Source organism: Alcanivorax sp. 24, from assembly GCF_004360225.1.
Lineage (GTDB): Bacteria > Pseudomonadota > Gammaproteobacteria > Pseudomonadales > Alcanivoracaceae > Alloalcanivorax > Alloalcanivorax xiamenensis.
The window spans coordinates 547,110-563,681 of the sequence record NZ_SNUA01000001.1 but is presented as its reverse complement, the minus strand read 5'-3'; the positions used below and the strand labels follow the sequence as shown (position 1 = coordinate 563,681).

Sequence of the window (16,572 nt, the reverse complement as noted above, 5' to 3'; positions counted from 1 at the left end):
GGGCCACCTTCCGTGCCATACGGAATAGGGATAATCATAGGTGGGAACAGCCCCAACGGAGCCTCCATGGAAAAGAAATACGACGTCTACGCCCTTGGCAATGCCCTCGTGGATACGGAAATCGAGGTCAGTGACGCCTTTCTCGAACGCATGGAGGTAGGCAAGGGGCTGATGACCCTGGTGGACCAGGCGCGTCAGGCGGAATTACTTCAAGCACTGGCGGGCGAAGCCGAACCCCACAAACTGACCAGCGGCGGTTCCGCCTGCAATACCGTGGTGGCGGCCCGTCAGTTCGGTGGCAGCGGCTATTACGCCTGCAAGGTGGCCAGCGATGACACCGGCGACATCTTCGTACGCGAGCTGCTGGCCGCCGGCGTCGACACCAACATGAACGGCAACCGCCCTCTGGGCATTTCCGGTCGCTGCCTGGTGATGATCACCCCGGACGCCGAGCGCACCATGAATACTTTTCTTGGCATTTCCGAGCAGGTTTCCGAAGACGAGGTCGACGAGGAGATCGTGGCGGCCTCCCGCTACGTCTATCTGGAAGGCTACCTGGTCAGTTCCCCCAGTGCCCGGGCCGCCGCCATCCGTCTGCGTCAGTTGGCGGAAAAGAACGGCGTCGGCACGGCTCTGACGTTTTCCGATCCGGCCATGGTGCGTTTCTTCCGTGATGGCCTGACGGAAATGCTCGGCGACGGTGTCGATCTGCTGTTTTGCAACGAAGACGAGGCCAAGGGCTTTACCGATACCGATACTCCGGAAGCCGCCCTTGAGGCTCTGAAGCCGCTGTGCCGCACCCTGGTGATGACACGGGGCGCGGAAGGCTCCTTGTTGTGGGACGGCCAGCAGGCACACCATATCCCTTGCGACCCGGTAAAACCGATTGATACCAACGGCGCTGGAGACATGTTCGCCGGCGCCTATCTTTATGCCATCACCCATGGGCACGACGCGGTCACCGCCGCCCGTCTGGCCAACGCCGCCGCCGGCCGCCTGATCGTTGAATTTGGCCCGCGACTGCCCAATGGCGCCCACGCGGAAATCCGCCAGCGCGTTCTGGGTGAGTAGGCAAGCCAAAGGAGAGCAAGACCGCGATGCAGGCCGTATGCAGTATTCACGATATCGAGGACGACAGCGCCCGGGAATTCCAGGTGGATGACCAGCCGGTGGTGATCGTCAAACGGGACGGGCAGTTCCATGCCTACCTGAACTGGTGCCCGCACCTGGGCATCGAGCTGAATTTCATGCCGGATCAATTCCTGGACAGCGACAACCAATTCATCATTTGCGCCAATCACGGCGCCCTGTTCGAAATTGAATCCGGCGATTGCCTGTCCGGCCCCTGCAGCGGCGACGCCCTGCTGCCGGTACCACTGGAAATCCGCGAAGAGCAGATCTGGCTGGGCGAGGTTCCACAACCGGCATGAGTCACCCCTTCGATCATCTGACCCCGGATCTCATGCTGGACGCCCTGGACGGCGTCGGCTTTCTCACTGACGGCCGCCTGCTGGCGCTCAACAGCTTCGAGAACCGGGTCTATCAGATCGGCCAGGAAGAAGGGCCGCCGGTGATCGTCAAGTTCTATCGGCCCCAGCGCTGGAGTGATGAACAGATCCTGGAAGAGCACCGTTTCAGCCTGTTTCTGGTGGAACGGGATTTGCCGGTGGTGGCGCCCTTGCAACGTGACGGCCGCACTTTGTTTGAATACTGCGGCTTCCGCTTTGCCGTTTTCCCCCGTGCCGGCGGTCATGCACCGGAGTTGGCCAACGACGCTCATCTTGAGCAACTGGGCCGGACTCTGGCGCGCTGGCACGCGTGCGGCAATGACCGCCCCTACCAGCAACGCCCCACCCTGGACGTGATCGCCGACATCGAAAGGGCCACCGCCCTCCTGCTCAGTGAAGAAGTGGTGGATCTGAACTATCGCGGTCAGTACCGGGACCTGACCACCACTCTGGTATCTCTGTTGCGAACGCGCCTGGCGGATCGTGATTTTCCTTTGCTCAACGTTCATGGCGACTGCCATGGCGGCAATATCCTTTGGCGCGAATACGGAGAAACCGGAGGTGGCCCTCACTTCGTCGATCTGGACGACAGCGTGCGAGCGCCCGCCATGCAGGATCTGTGGATGCTGCTTTCCGGTGAGCAGGAAGAGCAGCGCCATCAACTGCAGGTGGTGGCCCGGGGCTATGAGCTGTTTTTGCCCTTCCCCTGGGATCAGAGCGTGCTGATCGAACCCCTGCGTATTCGCCGCATGATCTGCCATGACGCCTGGCTGGCCCAGCGCTGGGATGATCCGGCCTTTCCTCCCGCCTTTCCCTGGTTCGACAGCCCGCGCTACTGGCAGGACCGGGTCACCACCATGGCGGAGCAGGTTCAGCGGCTGTCATCCTGACACGCATGATTCTTTCCGCCAAGGCGCGCATACCGACGGCATGAGCGCCTGTCACAATCTGAGCGGCAATGCCGTATCCATCCGGGTCTCGGCCGCCGTCATCGCGGTTTTCCAGGCCAGGACTTCCACGCCTTTCTCCATCGCCTCCCGCAACAGCTCGCCGTAACGAGCGTCGATTTCGTCCGCCGGGCGCACCGCCACCGCGCCGGAATGCTGTACACAGAAAAACAGCACCGCCCGCTTGCCCGACGCCGCCACCGACATCAGGGTCCGCAAATGCTTCTGACCGCGTTCGGTGATCGAATCCGGAAAGGCGATGACGCCATCATCGGGATCGTCGGGGCCCGGCCCCAGAGTGACGTTCTTCACTTCGATGAAAGTATGGGGAGCGGCACGCTCGCCCAGGGCCAGGTCAAAGCGGCTGTCACCGAAGGTGATCTCGCGCAGCACCCCAGCGCCCGGTTCCAGCTCCCGCACCCGCCCTTGCGCGATGGCTTCCGCCACCAGGGCATTGGGGCGGCCGGTATTGACCCCGGCCCAATGACCGTGGGCCACCTGCACCGCTTCCAGTGTGTGGCGATACTTGCGCTTGTCGTTGCCGCTGTCGGAGATCAGCGCCGCCTGTTCCCACCCTGGCAGCACGCAATGCTTCATGGACCCGGTGTTGGGGCAGTGCACGGTGATTTCGCTGCCATCAGCCTGACGCACATCGGCCAGGAAACGCTTGTAACGGCGCAACAGGGTCACCGCCTGCATTGGGGGATCGAATTTCACGGCATCTCCAGAAAGCGGGCCAGACGCTCCAGCGCCTGATGCAAGCGCTCCTCGTCACAAGTATAGGCGAGACGAATGTACCGCTCGGGCTGGTGAGTCTCACCAAAATCCAGCCCGGGTGTTACCGCCACGCCCGCCTCTTCCAGCAAGCGCCGGCAAAGCTCGAAGCTGTCCCGGGTGTGGGCGCTGACGTCCACATAGATATAGAAGGCGCCTTCGCTGTCACCAACCACCGGCAGCCCCATCCCCGGCAACGCCTCCAATAACAAGGTGCGACGCCGGGCCAACAGCTGCCGTCGCTGCTCCGCGATGGCCAGCGTATCCTCACTGAACGCCGCCATGGCCGCGTATTGCGCCACCGTGCCCGGAGCCAGGAACCAGTTTTGCGCCAGCCGCTCCACCGCCGGCACCGCCGCCTCCGGTGCCACCAGCCATCCCAGCCGCCAACCGGTCATGCCGAAATATTTGCTAAAGCTGTTGATGACCCAGGCGGCATCGCCATGGGCCAGTACCGTTTCCGCTTCGGCGCCGTAGCAGAGCCCCTGGTAGATTTCATCGACGATCAGAGTGCCCTGGCGCTCCCAACACCACCGCGCCCAGTCATTCAATTCCCCGGCCGGGATACGATTACCGGTGGGGTTGTCCGGGCTGGCCACCAGGGCGGCCCGGGTCGTTTCCCCCCAGGCGGAGCGCAGTATATCGCCGCTGGCACGAAACCCCGTCGATGCCTGTAGCGGCATGGGCTGCGGGACGCCGCCAAACATACGGACGAACTGACGGTTACAGGGGTAGCCCGGATCACACAGCAACACGCCGTCACCGGGGTCGAGCAATGCCCCCAGAGCCAGTTGCAAGGCCCCGGAGGCTCCCGGTGTGACCACGATCCTGGCCGGATCCACCCGCGCGCCGAAGCGGTCGCGGTAGTCTTCGGCGATGGTTTCACGCAATGCCGGCAAACCCGCCGCCGGAGTATATCGGGTCCGCCCCAGATCCAGGGCATGGCGGGCGGCCGCCATCACTGGCGACGGGCAGGGGAAGTCGGGTTCCCCCACCTCCAGGTGGATAATATCCCGGCCCTGGGCGGCCAGTTGTTGGGCCCGCTCCAGCAATGCCATCACGTGAAAAGGCGGAACGGTGTTGGCAAGGCGGGAAATTCTTTGTGAATCGGTCAAGAAAAACCCCTTTTCTGTCGCTATGTTGTGGCTATAATCCCGTGGTTTCGTGGCGTCTAGAAACGCCACCGGGCGAAGGAAAGCCCACCGGGTTGACTGCCATCGCCAACAGTGGCATGGCGGGCACTAACGCGGTAAGGTCGAAGATTACACTATTGACGGGCTCCGGTTGGGCGGAGCCTTGCTCAGGGAATGCTCAGGGAACTGGGCTCCGAATAGCGAGTCGTGACTATGTTAAGGGAGTTGATCAAAATGGCCACCGGGAAAAAAGCAAAAAAGAAAGCCATCGCCAAACCCAAGGCCGGTGCAGCCCGGACTTCTTCCACTACCGCCAGCAAAAAAGCCGCGGTGAAAAAGACGGCCGCCGCCAAGAAGAAAGCCGTAGCCCCAAAAGCCGCGCCCAAGAAAGCGGCGGCCAAGACGACGGCGAAAAAAGTCACGACCACGAAGAAAGCCGCCAGCAAGCGCCCCGCCGCGAAGAAAGCCACGGCCAAGGCCGCCAGCAAAAAGGCCGCTGTCAGCAAAACCACCCGGTCCGCCGCCAAGGCGACCGCCAGCAAAGCCAAACCGAAAGCTCAGGCGACCCGGAAAGCCTCTCCGGGCCCGGCATCCCCCACTCGCAGCAAACAGGTGAAAAGCACAGCCAAAAGCAAACCGAGCGCCACGACCGCACCCCAATCCAAGGCTTCCGGCACCGCCAAACGCGGTGCCAAGGCCACACCGGCTCCGGCCAAAGCGCCGACCCGGAATACGACGACGTCATCGGGAACCGCCAGGAAGGCTCCCGGCAGCCAGGAGCGCAGGCCGTCCCGTTCCTCTTCTTCAGTTCAGGTGAAATCGACGGTGAAAAAACCCGCAACAGCCGCCGACAAAGCGGACAATCTTATTCATGGAGTCGCTCCCTATGTCGCCAAAGCAGGCGAGGAGTACATGAACGAAGCTCAGCGCGCTCATTTCCGTCAGGTTCTTCTGGCCTGGCGCCAGGAGTTGATGGAAGAAGCGGATCGCACCATGCACCACCTTCAGGACGAGGTGGCCAATCTGCCCGATCCCGCCGACCGGGCCACCCAGGAGGAAGAATTCGCGCTGGAACTGCGCACCCGCGACCGCGAGCGCAAACTGCTGAAAAAGATCGAGAAAGCCCTCGATCAGATCGATAAGGACGACTACGGCTACTGTGAGGCCTGCGGCATCGAGATCGGCATTCGCCGACTGGAAGCCCGCCCCACCGCGGAGCTGTGCATCGACTGCAAGGAGCTCGCCGAGATCAAGGAAAAACAACTGGCGGGCTAGGCCCACCAAGTGAATAGTGAACAATGAACAGTTAAAAACCCGGGAAGCAGGACCTAGTCCTGCTTCTTCTCTTTGCGCTGTTAACTATTAACTTTTCACTGTTAGCTGCTTTATGTCCTACCGCGGTCGTTTCGCTCCCACCCCCTCCGGCCCCCTGCACTTCGGTTCTCTGGTCACCGCGCTGGCCAGTTGGCTGGATGCCCGCTATCACCGGGGCGAGTGGTGGGTACGCATGGACGATCTGGATCCACCCCGGGAACAACCGGGAGCGGCGGATACCATTCTTCGGCAACTGGAAGCATTCGGCCTGCATTGGGATGGCCCCCTTCTCTATCAGAGCAAACGCGGTGATGCCTATCAGGCGGCAGTCGACTCACTGCTGGAACAGGGGCAGGCGTTTTACTGCACGCTGTCACGGCAACAATTGAAAGCGCTGGGCAATGTGCACCCTGGCCCTTCGGTGGCGCAACCGCCCGGGCCGGACCGCGCCGTGCGTCTGACCGTGCCCGCGGCGCCGCTGTGTTTCGATGACCGCCTGCAGGGGCGGGTATGCGCGGCGCTCGCGGAGGAGGAAGGCCCTTTCGTGATTCGCCGCCGCGACAGCTTGTTCAGTTATCAGCTGGCCTGCGCTCTGGACGACCGTGATCAGGACATCACCGATGTGGTGCGCGGCGCGGATCTGCTGACCTCCACATTGCGGCAAATCCATGTTCTGGATTGTCTCGGCGCGCCCCGACCCCGCTATGCCCATCTGCCAGTGATCCTGCAACCGGATGGGCGCCAGAAGATCAGCAAGTCCGCGAATGGCGCCGCGTTGGATCCGGATCGCAAGGGGCCGCTCACCCATGCGGCCCTGACCTGCCTCGGGCTTTCCCCGCCCGCCGGATTGCAACAGTCGACGGTTGCCGATCTGTTGCAATGGGCCCGGGAAAACTGGACGCCGGAACAACTGCCGCGCGGCGCCGAGCGGCCAGCGCCGGCGCTTTTACAAGGCGGGCAGGCCTGAGGGCCGGTTTATGATCTGTACATCGCCGCGCCGGCTGAGGCCTTCTCCAGTGATGTACAGATCATAAACAGGCTCTGGTATGCTCAATCTCAGCCGTTTGCTCAATCATACTGGGCCGAACCGAGCCTGAATCGGTCGAGGCGCCCTCGCCGCCGGACTAGAGTGCATGTATACCGACCGACTACTGATCATTTTCATTCTAGGCACCTATCTGCTTTCCCCGGCCATCATTGGCTGGTGGAGCGAAGGCGGACGCGGCTGGTATCGCCCCTACCTGATCTGGCTTGCCCTGATCGCTCTCAGCTACTGGATCGCCAAGAGCCGGGACGCGAATGACGTATAGTGTCAGCGAACTGATTCTGATCGCCTGCGGCTACCTGCTGTTTCTGTTCCTGGTGGCCTGGATCACCGAGCGGGGCTGGATCCCCTCACGCTGGGTGCGTCATCCGGTAGTCTATGTACTGTCACTCGGAGTCTACGCCAGCGCCTGGGCGATCTATGGCTCGGTGGGTTACGCCTATCGTTATGGCTACAACTTTCTCGCCTATTTTCTCGGTATCTCCGGGGTGTTTTTGCTGGCGCCGATCCTGCTGGCGCCGATCCTCCGCCTGACCACGACGTATCAATTGGGCTCCCTGGCGGATTTGTTCGCTTTCCGCTATCGCAGCCGCCTGGCCGGGGCACTCACCACGGTGATGATGGTGGTCGGCATGCTGCCGTTGCTGTCACTGCAGTTAAAGGCGGTGGCGGAGTCCATCCAGATTCTCACCGGAGATCCCGATCCCGCCTGGCTGGCGTTCTGGTTCTGTCTGCTGATCACCCTGTTCGCCATTTTGTTTGGCGCCCGCCATGCCACTGCCCGGGAACGGCATGAGGGCCTGGTGGTGGCCATCGCCACCGAATCGCTGATCAAGCTGGTGGCGTTCGTGGCGGTGGCCCTGCTCGGGCTGTTCGGCGTCTTTGGTGGTCTCGGCGGCTTGAACCAGTGGCTGGACACCAATCCGGAGATGCTCACCCGTCTTTACCAGCCGTTGCAGGACGGAACCTGGCACAGCCTGATCATGGCGTTCTTTGTCTCCGCGGTGGTGATGCCGCACATGTTCTACATGGCCTTCACCGAGAACCTCAATCCACGCGCCCTGGTCACCGCCAGTTGGGGGCTGCCGCTGCTGTTTCTGATCATGGCACTGTGCGTACCGCTGATCCTGTGGTCCGCGCTCGCCATCGACGCCCCGACCATTCCCGATTATTTCGCCCTCGGTGTCGGCCGGGAGACCGGCCACGGCGCGGTGCTGGCCTATCTGGCCGGGCTCGCCGGCGCCAGTGGCATGCTGATCGTCGCCACCCTGGCACTGTCCGGCATGTGTTTGAATCACCTGGTGTTGCCGGCCAGCCCTCTCAGCTCCGCCCAGGATCTGTACCGCAATCTGCTGTGGACCCGCCGGGTACTGATCGCGGCCATTCTTGCGCTGGCCTTTCTGTTCTACCGGCTCACTGGCCCCAACCATTCACTGGTGGAACTGGGGGTGCTGTCGTTCGTCGCGACGCTGCAATTCGTGCCCGGGCTGATCGGAGCCCTGTTCTGGCCCTCGGGTAATCGCAGCGGCCTGTTCGCCGGTATGCTGGCCGGGTTCGTGATCTGGGCGGTGGCCCTGCTATTTCCCTTGATCACCCCGCACTGGCACGCGCAGGAAATCCTGCAGTGGCTCGGCTGGCGGTACCCGGAAGGCGCCACCCAGTGGCATCGGGTGGCTCTGGCGTCAGTGAGTCTTAATGGCCTGATCTATGCGGTGGTGTCGATCGTCACCCCGATGTCCCGGGCGGAGCGCTCCGCCGCCGAGGCCTGCGCGGTGGACAGCCTGCGCCGCCCGTACCGCTGGGAATTGAGCGCCCAGTCCGTGGACGATTTTATCGCGTCACTGAGCGGTCCACTGGGGCCGGTGACCGCCGCCCGGGAAGTGGAAATGGCACTGCGGGATCTGCGCCTGAAGTATACCGAGACCCGGCCCTATGCCCTGCGACGGCTGCGCGATCAATTGGAAACCAACCTGTCCGGTTTGCTCGGCCCCTCCGTTGCCCATCAGTTGATGGATGAGAATGTGCCCTATCGGCCGCGCGAAGGGGAGGAATCCAGCGAGGACATCCGCTTTATCGAAACGCGGTTGGAGAAGTACCGGGATCGCCTCTCTGGTCTGGCGGCGGAACTGGACAGCCTGCGCCGTTTTCACCGGCAAACCCTGCTGGAGTTGCCGATGGGGGTTATTTCTCTGGGCGCCGACGGCGAGATCATCGGTTGGAACCGCGCGGTGGAAGCCCTGACCGGCATCGACGCGGAAGACACCATAGGCTCACGCCTGGACCATCTGCCCTCCCCCTGGGGGGAACTGCTCACCGAATTCAGCCGTGGCGAGGACGCCCACGATCCCAAACGCAGCATCGAGGTCAACGGCCAGGCCCGCTGGTTGAGTTTGCACAAATCACTGATCCGCGGCGCTGGCCCGTCCGAGCAGGCCGGCGGCCTGGTACTGGTGCTTGAGGACATCACTGATCTACGCCATATGGAAGCGCACCTGGCACACAACGAGCGGCTGGCCTCCATCGGCCGTCTGGCCGCGGGCGTCGCCCATGAAATCGGCAATCCGGTCACCGCGATCGCCTGCCTGGCACAGAATCTGGAAGGCGATAGTCTTGATGAGGAGCAGCGCCTCAGTGGACAGCAGATCATGGAGCAGACCCGCCGTATCACCCGCATCGTTGAATCCCTGGTGACCTTCAGCCACTCCGGCGGCATGCGCGACGTCATCCATGGCCCGGTGCGGGTCCATGACACCGCCGCCGAAGCCATCGCCCTGTTGCAACTGGATCCGGATCGCCGCCAGCAACACTTCCGCAATCTCTGCGACCCGACCCACGAAGTGATGGGTGACCCGCAACGTTTGCTGCAGGTGTTCGTCAACTTGCTCAGCAACGCCTCGGACGCCAGCGAGGACGACGCCCCGATCACGGTCCGCAGCCGCCCGGAGGGTGAGAATGTGCGTATCGAAGTCGAGGATCGCGGCCATGGCATACCGGCTGAACTGCGCGATGCCCTGTTTGAACCCTTCGTCACCAGCAAGTCGCCGGGCCGCGGTACGGGTCTGGGACTGGCGTTGGTTTACAGTATCATCGAAGACCATCAGGGGACGGTGCGCGTGGAGAGCCCGGTGGAAGGCGACCATGGCACCCGGTTTATCATCGACCTGCCCGCTTATTAGAGCCTGTTCAAGGTCTATACGCCACCGCGTTGCCGCCAGCCCGCGATTACGCTTGTTTATGTAGAATGACTACACTGCACAATCGGAATCACGACCTGGCGACACTTTCTACCAGGTGAAGAGGGAACTCCGGCGCGGCGGTGAATAGACCTTAAACAGGCTCTTAGAATTAGAAGGAAGGCAGTATGAGTCACATACTGATCGTGGAAGACGAGCCCGTTATTCGCGGCGCGCTGCGCAAATTGCTGGAGCGGCATGATCACTCCGTGATGGAGGCGGAATCGGTGGAGCAGGCGCTGGAGAAAAGCCTGCACCAGTACGACCTGATCATCAGCGATCTGCGCCTGCCGGGAGAACCGGGCACCGCCCTGATCGAACAGGCCAACCCGACCCCGGTGCTGATCATGACCAGCTACGCCAGTCTGCGCTCGGCGGTGGACGCCATGCGCCAGGGCGCGGTGGATTACATCCCCAAACCCTTCGACCACGAGGAAATGCTGCTGGCCGTGGAACGAGTGCTGAAGGAAGGCCGGCTTAATCGCGGCAACCAGGCACTGCGCCGTGACATGGAACGCAGCTATCCGGTCAACGCCATGGTGGGCGATTGCCAGGCGATGCGTGACCTCAAGCACCGCATTGCCCGGGTGGCGCCCACCGATACTCCTGTGCTGATTCTCGGGGAAGCCGGCACCGGCAAGGAACTGACCGCCCGCTCCATCCATGAACACAGTGATCGGGCGAGCGGCCCGCTGATAACCGTGCACTGCGCCTCGCTGCCGAAAACCCTGCAGTTGGATGATCTGTTCGGCAACGATGAGCAGCCCGGCCGCATTGAAGAGGCGGAAGGCGGCACCCTGTTTCTGGACGAAGTGGGCGAACTGTCAGGGGAAGCGCAAAGCCGATTGCTGACATTGCTGGAACAGGGCGAGATCCACCGGCAGGACTCCCTGGCCACACGACGAGTGGACGTACGCATTCTGGCCAGCAGCCAGACCGATCTGCCCACCCGGGTCACCGAAGGCGGATTCCGCCGCGACCTCTACTACCGGCTTAACGTGATGGAGCTGGAAGTGCCGCCCCTGCGAGCCCGCGAACAGGATATCGAGGATCTTGCCAGTGCGCTTCTCGCTCGCGGCAGCGAGAAACTGCGGCGGCAAAACCTGTTTTTCACTCAGGAAGCACTGGAAGCGATGCGCGGTTACAGCTGGCCAGGCAATGTGCGGGAACTGGAGAATGTCATCGAGCGGGCGGTGATTCTCTCCGAGGAGGAAGCCATAGGCCCTGGCCAATTGGGTCTGAACCCGGATCGCGCGCCACAACGCACCACCCGTGCCAGCCGCGCCAGCCTGGACCCTTCCGAGGATCTGTCACTGGAAGACTACTTCACCCGTTTTGTTCTGGAAAACCAGGACAGCATGACCGAGACCGAGCTGGCCAATAAGCTCGGTATCAGCCGCAAAAGCCTGTGGGAGCGCCGCCAGCGCCTGGGTATTCCCCGTCGCAAGGGCGGCCGGCGCTGAGCCCGGGGCCCGGCCAGACTCCAACAGAGCGGCTTAGTGCTGTGAAGAACCCGGGCCGCGAAGCCGCTGTGGGAAGCTTGCTTGCAAGCGAATGGCCAACGGCCAGGGGGCATATTCGCTTGCAAGCAAGCTTCCCACAGCGGTTTCGTGGCCTTTGTCATAGCCCCGCTGAAGCAGCGTCGAAGATGATTCCCAGCGTTTTTTTGCCAGGAACAGCTTGTGGATGACCTTCTTGTTACTCTCTCGATCGCATTCAACGATCAAGTGTTACCTTACTACACAGGCCGGGTAACAAGAACGTTACCCCACACCCCCACCTTTTGAATCGCTTTTTCGGAATTTTCGTAAGTTACTGATTTATAAGCATTTAACATGCTATTGCAAAGGAAAAACCATCCATGCACTATGAATCCCACGCCAGATAAACAAAACAACCAAGGCGACGAGGCTCAAAATAAGAACAAGAAAAGAAGAACAAAAAGGTGATGAGCCAAACGAGAGAAATGCCGTAACACCATGTGCGTACGGCGCAAGGCAGAAAACAACACAAACAATAATAACAACAGAATCAGCGCATAGGGGATCACAACCAAGGTTGTGATCCCTTTTTACTTTTCAACGCCCGGTCATGTTGAAACGCCCAGCTTGCTCCCGATCTCTTTCCGTTGCAAGACGCTGATCAATAACCTGTGGCGTAAAAAAGGTGCTACCATGCCGCCTTTCATTCAGTCAGGACGATAATCGCTCAATGGCGTCAAAGCTTCTGGAGAAACTGACCCGCCTTATTCAGTTTGGTTCCCCACGTACGCCCCGCCTTCCCAAGGCCAAGGTGATCCCCCGCGACGCCCACCCTATTTCCCGTAAACAGGTGTCCCGGGCCGCGCTCAATGTACTCTACGGATTGCATAAGGCCGGGTTCGAAGCCTATTTGGTCGGTGGCTGCCTGCGGGATCTGTTGTGCGGGCGTCAGCCAAAGGATTTCGACGTGGTCACTGACGCCACCCCGGAGCAGGTCTACCGGCTGTTCAAACGCAGCCGCATTATTGGCCGCCGCTTCCAGATCGTGCATGTGCGTTTCGGCGGCGAAATCATCGAGGTATCCACCTTCCGCGCCTTCCAGCGGGACGATGATCTGGATGACGACCAGCACCGGGCCCATGAGGAGACCGGCCTGGTCCTGCGCGACAATACCTGGGGCAGCATCGAGGAAGATGCCCTGCGCCGGGACTTCACCATCAACGCCCTGTACTACAACATCGCCGATTTCTCCCTGCACGATTTCGTCAACAGCCGGCAGGACATCGAACGCGGCATTATCCGTTTGATCGGAGACGCCCAGCAGCGTTACCGGGAAGATCCGGTACGCATGCTGCGCGCCGCCCGCTTCGCCGCCAAACTGGGCTTCCAGCTGGATCGCGCCACCCGGGCACCGATCCCGGAAATGGCGCCCTTGCTTCTGCAGGTCCCGCCGGCCCGCCTGTTCGACGAAGTGCTCAAGCTGTTTCTCAGCGGCCACGCCCGGGCTTCCTTTGAACAGCTGCGCAAGCTGGGCCTGTTTGCCTTCCTGTTTCCCAATACCCACGAGGCTCTGGAAAGCGAGGGCGGAGAAGTCTGGGAACGGCTGATTCTCGCCGCCATGGACAACACCGACCGGCGCCTGTCCGAGGATAAACCGGTCACCCCCGCCTTCCTTTATGCGGTGTTTCTGTGGCCGGTGCTGGTCACGCAGCTGAAGCGCTATCGCGAGGATGGCATTCCGCCGGCGCCGGCCCTGCACAAAGCCGCCACCTGGGCCCTCAATGAGCAGAGCCATCACACCTCGGTGCCACGCCGCTTCTCCTCGGTGATGCGCGAGATGTGGGACCTGCAACCGCGCCTGGACAAACGTAATGGCAAGCGGGCGGACACGCTGATGGAGCACCCCCGTTTCCGCGCCGCTTACGACTTTCTGCTGCTGCGCGAGCAGGCCGGTGAGATCAAACCCGGCCTGGGCGAATGGTGGACCCGCTATCAAGCCGCCGATGAATCCCGGCAACGCGCCATGGTCCAGGATCTGGGCCAGGCCGGCGGCCAAGGCGGTCGGCGGCGGCGTAGACGTCGACGTGGTGGGAACGGCGGCGGCGAAGCATGATCGCCGTCGGTCTCGGCAGCAATCTCGACGGCCCCGCCGAACGCGTCTGCCATGCTCTGGAAGCCATCGCGGTATTACCGATGACCCGCCTTCTGGCGCACTCCGCTCTGTACGATACCGCGCCGGTGGGGCCACAGGATCAGCCCGATTTCATCAATGCCGTGGCCTTGTTGGAAACCCGTCTGCCCCCCCTGTCCCTGCTCAGCGCCTTGCAGGACCTGGAGAAGGCGGCCGGCCGGGTGCGGCACCGGCGCTGGGGCGAACGCACCCTGGATCTGGACATCCTTCTGTGGCGGGACCAGACCATCCACCTGCCCCGCCTCACCGTCCCGCACCCGGAAATGCACAAACGCGCCTTTGTTCTGCGCCCCCTGTTGGACATCGCCCCGGACGCGCGCTTGCCCGACGGCCGCCCGCTGTCCGACTATTGGCCTGGAGTGGCGGATCAGCCACTGCGCCGTCTGCCCAGCCTGGAGGAGAACCATTTTGTTGAGCCAGCGTATTCAACAGCGTCGTGAAGCCGGCAATCTGCCTCGTCTGATTGCCGTGGAAGGCCCCATCGGTGTCGGCAAGACCACTCTGACCCGGCGCCTGGCGGATACATTTGGTTTCGACACCCTGTTGGAGCAAGCGGAAGCCAACCCCTTCCTGTCCCGCTTCTATCAGGACCCGGCCCGCTACGCCCTGCAAACCGAGCTGTTTTTCCTGTTCCAACGGGCGGAACAATTGCGCAACCTGCGCCAACAGGAACTGTTCAGTGGTCCCTGGGTGGCGGATTTCCTGGTGGACAAGACCCGCCTGTTCGCCGAGGTGACGTTGAGCGACGAAGAGTTCCCGCTCTACGACAACGTCTACAAACACATGCTGATCGACGCCCCGACACCGGATCTGGTGATCTACCTGCAAGCGCCCACCGCCACCCTGCGACAACGGGTGCTCAAACGCGGCACCGATTTCGAGCAACGCATGGATCCGGACTATCTGGAACGGCTCAACGACGCCTACACCCGTTTCTTCCATTTCTATGACGACGCGCCGCTGCTGATCGTCAACACCGCCGATATCGATCTGGTGGAGGGGGACCGGGACTACCAACAACTGGTGGCCGAGTTGCTGGACATCCGCTCGGGGCGCCACTATTTTAACCCCCGGCCGCTGGGGAACCTCTGAGCCGCCTTGCTTCCGAGTCCCCAAGCCCGCCCCGGGTGCCTGCCCTTACCTTCCAGGCGCCTCCGTCTATTCGTCAGGGGAGAGCCCCATGCCCGTAACCATCCGCACCCTGCAGAAGTATAAACAGGAGCAACGCAAGTTCTCGGTATTGACCGCCTATGACGCGACCTTTTCCCGGCTGATCAGCGATGCCGGCGTGGAAGCCATGCTGATCGGCGATTCTCTTGGCAATGTGATCCAGGGACAGCAAAGCACCGTGCCGGTCACGCTGGAACAGATGGTGTATCACACGGAATGCGTGGCTCGCGGCAATCAGAACAGTCTGATCATCGCTGATGTACCGTTCATGGGGGCCGCCACCCTGGAACGCACCCTGGATGCCGCTACCCAATTGATGCGCGCCGGCGCCAACGTGATCAAACTGGAAGGCGGCGCCTGGCTTGAAGAAGCGGTTACCGTGCTCAAACGCAACGGCATCCCGGTCTGCGTCCATATGGGGCTGACCCCGCAATCGGTGAACGCCTTCGGCGGTTACCGGGTACAGGGCAAGGATGAAGCCGGCGCCAGGGAACTGCTGGAAGCCGCCATCACCCTGGACCGGGCCGGAACCGCCTTGTTCGTGCTGGAGTGCGTGCCACGCGGCCTAAGCGCTGAGATCACCGCCAACGTGCAGGCGCCGGTCATCGGCATCGGTGCCGCGCCGGAGTGCGATGGCCAGGTGCTGGTCTTGCACGACATGCTCGGCCTGAACCCCCGGCCGGCGCGCTTCGTCAAGGATTTCATGGCCGGCGCCGGCGACATCGCCGCCGCGGTTCGAGCCTATGATCAAGCCGTCAAGGACGGCAGCTTCCCCGCCGAGGAACACTGTTTTTGAGAGTTCCCGGCACGATCGTGCCGGGGCATCCTGTCATCGTGGAGGCATCCCAATGCATATCGCGGAAACCGTGAGCGCCACTCGCGACGCCATCGCCGCCTGGAAACGGGCAGGCGAAACCGTGGCCCTGGTCCCCACCATGGGGAACTTGCATAACGGTCATCTCAGTCTGGTGCGCGAGGCGCGCCGGCAGGCTGACCGCGTGGTGGTTTCGGTCTTCGTCAATCCGACCCAGTTCGGCCCCGGCGAGGACTATGACGCCTACCCGCGCACCCTGGACCAGGACAGCGCACTGCTGCGGGAGGAAAAGGCGGATCTGCTGTTCGTACCTGGCGTGGACGAAATGTATCCCCTGGGGGGCAACAAGACCTGGGTGTCCGTGGACGACCTGGGGGACCATTTGTGCGGTGCCAACCGACCGGGGCACTTCCGCGGTGTCACCACCGTTGTAAGCAAATTATTTAATATAGTACAACCGGATATCGCCGTCTTTGGTGAAAAGGACTTCCAGCAGTTGGCGGTGATCCGCCGCATGACCACGGAGTTGATGATGCCGATCCGCATTGTCGGTGCCCCCACCGACCGCGAGGAGGATGGCCTGGCCCGCAGTTCCCGCAATGGCTTCCTGACCGCCGCGGAACGGCCCAGGGCGGCGTTGCTGCACCAGCATCTGGAACAGGCGCGCCATGCCATCGCCGCCGGAGAAAGGGATTACCGGGCCCTGGAGGCACGCCTGGCCCGAACTCTCGGAGAACAGGGGTTCCAGGTGGATTATTTCACCGTGGCCGATGCCCATACTCTGGTCCCGGCGGGCCCACGACATCATGATCTGGTGGTCGCCGCCGCCGCCCGACTGGGGCAGCCGCGACTGATCGACAACGTGACGATTTCATTACTTAAACCCTAGATTCAGCGGCCCGGCGGCGCCTTGTATGTGACCGGTGATTCATGCATACTGCCGGCCCGCAGACAGCCTGCCA

The 16,572-nt window shown here is 62.1% G+C and carries 15 protein-coding genes; 13 read left to right on the top strand and 2 right to left on the bottom strand.

Features of this window, described 5'->3' with window-relative positions; genetic code table 11:
* Nucleotides 1-66 precede the first annotated feature (66 nt).
* From E0L37_RS02520 to E0L37_RS02510, 3 genes are read left to right on the top strand one after another with little or no spacing between them, the layout of a single operon-like run.
* Nucleotides 67-1,071, top strand: a complete 1,005-nt coding sequence (locus tag E0L37_RS02520) for an adenosine kinase (RefSeq protein WP_133490217.1) — start codon at nt 67-69, stop codon at nt 1,069-1,071.
* Between the two features lie 26 nt (nt 1,072-1,097).
* On the top strand, nt 1,098-1,430 hold the full coding sequence (locus E0L37_RS02515; protein WP_133490216.1) for a Rieske (2Fe-2S) protein: 333 nt from the start codon (nt 1,098-1,100) through the stop codon (nt 1,428-1,430).
* Nucleotides 1,427-2,398 carry a serine/threonine protein kinase gene (locus E0L37_RS02510; protein ID WP_133490215.1) on the top strand — a complete coding sequence of 324 codons (972 nt, stop codon included), beginning with the start codon at nt 1,427-1,429 and terminating at the stop codon, nt 2,396-2,398. The genes E0L37_RS02515 and E0L37_RS02510 overlap by 4 nt, the downstream gene beginning before the upstream one ends.
* Before the next feature lie 51 nt (nt 2,399-2,449).
* On the opposite strand, the gene sfsA is transcribed toward E0L37_RS02510, so the two are convergent.
* Both sfsA and E0L37_RS02500 read right to left on the bottom strand, forming a co-directional pair.
* Entirely contained in the window at nt 2,450-3,172 is a 723-nt protein-coding gene (gene sfsA / locus E0L37_RS02505) for a DNA/RNA nuclease SfsA (RefSeq protein WP_133490214.1), read from the bottom strand.
* Nucleotides 3,169-4,344: an aminotransferase class I/II-fold pyridoxal phosphate-dependent enzyme gene (locus E0L37_RS02500; RefSeq protein WP_236564021.1), complete on the bottom strand. Its 1,176-nt coding sequence runs from the start codon at nt 4,342-4,344 to the stop codon at nt 3,169-3,171. The genes sfsA and E0L37_RS02500 overlap by 4 nt, the downstream gene beginning before the upstream one ends.
* An 885-nt stretch (nt 4,345-5,229) precedes the next feature.
* On the opposite strand from E0L37_RS02500, the gene dksA reads away from it, so the two are divergent.
* The 10 genes from dksA to panC all read left to right on the top strand — a co-directional run bounded on the left by dksA (nt 5,230) and on the right by panC (nt 16,499).
* The gene (gene dksA / locus E0L37_RS21650; RefSeq protein WP_255433112.1) at nt 5,230-5,637 is read left to right on the top strand and encodes an RNA polymerase-binding protein DksA; all 408 of its coding nucleotides are present in this window, start codon (nt 5,230-5,232) and stop codon (nt 5,635-5,637) included.
* Nucleotides 5,638-5,749: 112 nt separating this feature from the next.
* Entirely contained in the window at nt 5,750-6,643 is an 894-nt protein-coding gene (gene gluQRS, locus E0L37_RS02490) for a tRNA glutamyl-Q(34) synthetase GluQRS (RefSeq protein WP_133490212.1), read from the top strand.
* A gap of 166 nt (nt 6,644-6,809) precedes the next feature.
* Nucleotides 6,810-6,986, top strand: a complete 177-nt coding sequence (locus E0L37_RS21485; protein WP_014996152.1) for a hypothetical protein — start codon at nt 6,810-6,812, stop codon at nt 6,984-6,986.
* Nucleotides 6,976-9,897, top strand: a complete 2,922-nt coding sequence (locus E0L37_RS02485) for a sensor histidine kinase (RefSeq protein ID WP_133490211.1) — start codon at nt 6,976-6,978, stop codon at nt 9,895-9,897. Before E0L37_RS21485 ends, E0L37_RS02485 begins: the two co-directional genes overlap by 11 nt.
* Before the next feature lie 185 nt (nt 9,898-10,082).
* Nucleotides 10,083-11,417, top strand: a complete 1,335-nt coding sequence (locus tag E0L37_RS02480; RefSeq protein WP_133490210.1) for a sigma-54 dependent transcriptional regulator — start codon at nt 10,083-10,085, stop codon at nt 11,415-11,417.
* A gap of 748 nt (nt 11,418-12,165) precedes the next feature.
* On the top strand, nt 12,166-13,548 hold the full coding sequence (gene pcnB / locus E0L37_RS02475) for a polynucleotide adenylyltransferase PcnB (RefSeq protein ID WP_133490209.1): 1,383 nt from the start codon (nt 12,166-12,168) through the stop codon (nt 13,546-13,548).
* Nucleotides 13,545-14,066 (top strand): 2-amino-4-hydroxy-6-hydroxymethyldihydropteridine diphosphokinase, encoded by a 522-nt coding sequence (folK, locus tag E0L37_RS02470; RefSeq protein WP_133490208.1) that lies wholly within the window; start codon nt 13,545-13,547, stop codon nt 14,064-14,066. Before pcnB ends, folK begins: the two co-directional genes overlap by 4 nt.
* Nucleotides 14,038-14,718, top strand: coding sequence for a deoxynucleoside kinase (locus E0L37_RS02465; protein ID WP_133490207.1), 681 nt, complete (start codon nt 14,038-14,040; stop codon nt 14,716-14,718). The genes folK and E0L37_RS02465 overlap by 29 nt, the downstream gene beginning before the upstream one ends.
* An 88-nt stretch (nt 14,719-14,806) precedes the next feature.
* Nucleotides 14,807-15,592, top strand: coding sequence for a 3-methyl-2-oxobutanoate hydroxymethyltransferase (gene panB, locus E0L37_RS02460; RefSeq protein ID WP_133490206.1), 786 nt, complete (start codon nt 14,807-14,809; stop codon nt 15,590-15,592).
* Nucleotides 15,593-15,644: 52 nt separating this feature from the next.
* Nucleotides 15,645-16,499: a pantoate--beta-alanine ligase gene (gene panC, locus E0L37_RS02455; RefSeq protein WP_133490205.1), complete on the top strand. Its 855-nt coding sequence runs from the start codon at nt 15,645-15,647 to the stop codon at nt 16,497-16,499.
* The last annotated feature ends 73 nt before the right edge of the window (nt 16,500-16,572 follow it).